Source organism: Metapseudomonas otitidis, assembly GCF_900111835.1.
Taxonomy (GTDB): Bacteria; Pseudomonadota; Gammaproteobacteria; order Pseudomonadales; family Pseudomonadaceae; genus Metapseudomonas; species Metapseudomonas otitidis.
In genome coordinates, this window is the sequence record NZ_FOJP01000043.1 from 1 (window position 1) to 4,454 (window position 4,454).

2 tRNA genes and 3 rRNA genes are annotated in these 4,454 nt (G+C 52.8%); all 5 read left to right on the forward strand.

Annotation, left to right across the window (positions count from 1 at the left end):
• Window positions 1-799 (forward strand): 16S ribosomal RNA (locus BM198_RS29195); the annotation flags it as partial.
• A 93-nt stretch (window positions 800-892) separates the two neighbouring features.
• A tRNA-Ile gene (locus tag BM198_RS29200) sits at window positions 893-969 on the forward strand.
• 26 nt (window positions 970-995) lie between these two features.
• Window positions 996-1,071, forward strand: a tRNA-Ala gene (locus BM198_RS29205).
• Window positions 1,072-1,295: 224 nt separating this feature from the next.
• A 23S ribosomal RNA gene (locus BM198_RS29210) occupies window positions 1,296-4,187 on the forward strand.
• 122 nt (window positions 4,188-4,309) lie between these two features.
• Window positions 4,310-4,425 (forward strand): 5S ribosomal RNA (gene rrf, locus BM198_RS29215).
• The last annotated feature ends 29 nt before the right edge of the window (window positions 4,426-4,454 follow it).

The window sequence follows — 4,454 nt, forward strand, 5'->3', positions numbered from 1 at the left end:
CTGATACTGACACTGAGGTGCGAAAGCGTGGGGAGCAAACAGGATTAGATACCCTGGTAGTCCACGCCGTAAACGATGTCGACTAGCCGTTGGGATCCTTGAGATCTTAGTGGCGCAGCTAACGCGATAAGTCGACCGCCTGGGGAGTACGGCCGCAAGGTTAAAACTCAAATGAATTGACGGGGGCCCGCACAAGCGGTGGAGCATGTGGTTTAATTCGAAGCAACGCGAAGAACCTTACCTGGCCTTGACATGCAGAGAACTTTCCAGAGATGGATTGGTGCCTTCGGGAACTCTGACACAGGTGCTGCATGGCTGTCGTCAGCTCGTGTCGTGAGATGTTGGGTTAAGTCCCGTAACGAGCGCAACCCTTGTCCTTAGTTACCAGCACCTCGGGTGGGCACTCTAAGGAGACTGCCGGTGACAAACCGGAGGAAGGTGGGGATGACGTCAAGTCATCATGGCCCTTACGGCCAGGGCTACACACGTGCTACAATGGTCGGTACAAAGGGTTGCCAAGCCGCGAGGTGGAGCTAATCCCATAAAACCGATCGTAGTCCGGATCGCAGTCTGCAACTCGACTGCGTGAAGTCGGAATCGCTAGTAATCGTGAATCAGAATGTCACGGTGAATACGTTCCCGGGCCTTGTACACACCGCCCGTCACACCATGGGAGTGGGTTGCTCCAGAAGTAGCTAGTCTAACCGCAAGGAGGACGGTTACCACGGAGTGATTCATGACTGGGGTGAAGTCGTAACAAGGTAGCCGTAGGGGAACCTGCGGCTGGATCACCTCCTTAATCGAAGACATCAGCTTCTTCATAAGCTCCCACACGAATTGCTTGATTCACTTGCGAAAAGCGATTGGGTTTAGACCCGAAAGTGTGACGATTGGGTCTGTAGCTCAGTTGGTTAGAGCGCACCCCTGATAAGGGTGAGGTCGGCAGTTCGAATCTGCCCAGACCCACCAATTGTCGAGGGCGCAGCAGGTCTGAAGGGGCCATAGCTCAGCTGGGAGAGCGCCTGCTTTGCACGCAGGAGGTCAGGAGTTCGATCCTCCTTGGCTCCACCATCCACACAATCGCTGAAAGCTCAGAAATGAGTACCTGGTTCAGGTATTGATTTCTGGTCTTTGCGCCAGAACGTTCTTTAAAAATTTGGGTATGTGATAGAAGTGACTTGTTGAGTGTTTCACTGCACTCAGCAACTCAAGGCAAAATTTGCGAGTTCAAGCGCGAATTTTCGGCGAATGTCGTCTTCACACCATGACCACTGGCAGATTGCTTGGGGTTATATGGTCAAGTGAAGAAGCGCATACGGTGGATGCCTTGGCAGTCAGAGGCGATGAAAGACGTGGTAGCCTGCGATAAGCTTCGGGGAGTCGGCAAACAGACTTTGATCCGGAGATCTCTGAATGGGGGAACCCACCTAGGATAACCTAGGTATCTTGTACTGAATCCATAGGTGCAAGAGGCGAACCAGGGGAACTGAAACATCTAAGTACCCTGAGGAAAAGAAATCAACCGAGATTCCCTTAGTAGTGGCGAGCGAACGGGGATTAGCCCTTAAGCTTCTTGGATTTTAGCGGAACGCTCTGGAAAGTGCGGCCATAGTGGGTGATAGCCCCGTACGCGAAAGGGTCCTGGAAGTGAAATCGAGTAGGACGGAGCACGTGAAACTTTGTCTGAACATGGGGGGACCATCCTCCAAGGCTAAATACTACTGACTGACCGATAGTGAACCAGTACCGTGAGGGAAAGGCGAAAAGAACCCCGGAGAGGGGAGTGAAATAGAACCTGAAACCGTATGCGTACAAGCAGTGGGAGCCTACTTTGTTAGGTGACTGCGTACCTTTTGTATAATGGGTCAGCGACTTATATTCAGTGGCGAGCTTAACCGAATAGGGGAGGCGTAGCGAAAGCGAGTCTTAATAGGGCGTTTAGTCGCTGGGTATAGACCCGAAACCGGGCGATCTATCCATGAGCAGGTTGAAGGTTAGGTAACACTGACTGGAGGACCGAACCGACTCCCGTTGAAAAGGTAGCGGATGACTTGTGGATCGGAGTGAAAGGCTAATCAAGCTCGGAGATAGCTGGTTCTCCTCGAAAGCTATTTAGGTAGCGCCTCACGTATCACTCCAGGGGGTAGAGCACTGTTTCGGCTAGGGGGTCATCCCGACTTACCAAACCGATGCAAACTCCGAATACCTGGAAGTGCCGAGCGTGGGAGACACACGGCGGGTGCTAACGTCCGTCGTGAAAAGGGAAACAACCCAGACCGCCAGCTAAGGTCCCAAAGTTGTGGTTAAGTGGGAAACGATGTGGGAAGGCTTAGACAGCTAGGAGGTTGGCTTAGAAGCAGCCATCCTTTAAAGAAAGCGTAATAGCTCACTAGTCGAGTCGGCCTGCGCGGAAGATGTAACGGGGCTCAAACCACACACCGAAGCTGCGGGTGTCACGTAAGTGACGCGGTAGAGGAGCGTTCTGTAAGCCTGTGAAGGTGAGTTGAGAAGCTCGCTGGAGGTATCAGAAGTGCGAATGCTGACATGAGTAACGACAATGGGTGTGAAAAACACCCACGCCGAAAGACCAAGGGTTCCTGCGCAACGTTAATCGACGCAGGGTGAGTCGGCCCCTAAGGCGAGGCTGAAAAGCGTAGTCGATGGGAAACGGGTTAATATTCCCGTACTTCTAGTTACTGCGATGGAGGGACGGAGAAGGCTAGGCCAGCTTGGCGTTGGTTGTCCAAGTTTAAGGTGGTAGGCAGGGTGCTTAGGAAAATCCGGGCGCTCAATGCCGAGAGCTGATGACGAGTTATCTTTTAGATGACGAAGTGGTTGATGCCATGCTTCCAGGAAAAGCTTCTAAGCTTCAGGTAACTAGGAACCGTACCCCAAACCGACACAGGTGGTTGGGTAGAGAATACCAAGGCGCTTGAGAGAACTCGGGTGAAGGAACTAGGCAAAATGGCACCGTAACTTCGGGAGAAGGTGCGCCGGTGAGGGTGAAGGATTTACTCCGTAAGCCCATGCCGGTCGAAGATACCAGGCCGCTGCGACTGTTTATTAAAAACACAGCACTCTGCAAACACGAAAGTGGACGTATAGGGTGTGACGCCTGCCCGGTGCCGGAAGGTTAATTGATGGGGTTAGCGCAAGCGAAGCTCTTGATCGAAGCCCCGGTAAACGGCGGCCGTAACTATAACGGTCCTAAGGTAGCGAAATTCCTTGTCGGGTAAGTTCCGACCTGCACGAATGGCGTAACGATGGCGGCGCTGTCTCCACCCGAGACTCAGTGAAATTGAAATCGCTGTGAAGATGCAGTGTATCCGCGGCTAGACGGAAAGACCCCGTGAACCTTTACTGTAGCTTTGCACTGGACTTTGAGCCTGCTTGTGTAGGATAGGTGGGAGGCTTTGAAGCGAGGACGCCAGTTCTCGTGGAGCCATCCTTGAAATACCACCCTGGCATGCTTGAGGTTCTAACTCTGGTCCGTCATCCGGATCGAGGACAGTGTATGGTGGGCAGTTTGACTGGGGCGGTCTCCTCCCAAAGAGTAACGGAGGAGTACGAAGGTGCGCTCAGACCGGTCGGAAATCGGTCGCAGAGTATAAAGGCAAAAGCGCGCTTGACTGCGAGACAGACACGTCGAGCAGGTACGAAAGTAGGTCTTAGTGATCCGGTGGTTCTGTATGGAAGGGCCATCGCTCAACGGATAAAAGGTACTCCGGGGATAACAGGCTGATACCGCCCAAGAGTTCATATCGACGGCGGTGTTTGGCACCTCGATGTCGGCTCATCACATCCTGGGGCTGAAGCCGGTCCCAAGGGTATGGCTGTTCGCCATTTAAAGTGGTACGCGAGCTGGGTTTAGAACGTCGTGAGACAGTTCGGTCCCTATCTGCCGTGGACGTTTGAGATTTGAGAGGGGCTGCTCCTAGTACGAGAGGACCGGAGTGGACGAACCTCTGGTGTTCCGGTTGTCACGCCAGTGGCACTGCCGGGTAGCTATGTTCGGAAGAGATAACCGCTGAAAGCATCTAAGCGGGAAACTCGCCTCAAGATGAGATCTCACTGGGATCTTGAATCCCCTAAAGGGCCGTCGAAGACTACGACGTTGATAGGTTGGGTGTGTAAGCGCTGTGAGGCGTTGAGCTAACCAATACTAATTGCCCGTGAGGCTTGACCATATAACACCCAAACAATCTGGTGTTGTTGGTGAAGTCGACAAACCGAAAATTCGATTGAACCGCAAAGTACTGTCACATACCCGAATTCGGGTGAGCGTCTCGACGATCACCCTAAAGAATTGCTTGACGACCATAGAGCGTTGGAACCACCTGATCCCATCCCGAACTCAGTAGTGAAACGATGCATCGCCGATGGTAGTGTGGGGTTTCCCCATGTGAGAGTAGGTCATCGTCAAGCACCTATACCAAACCCCCGATCATCGAAAG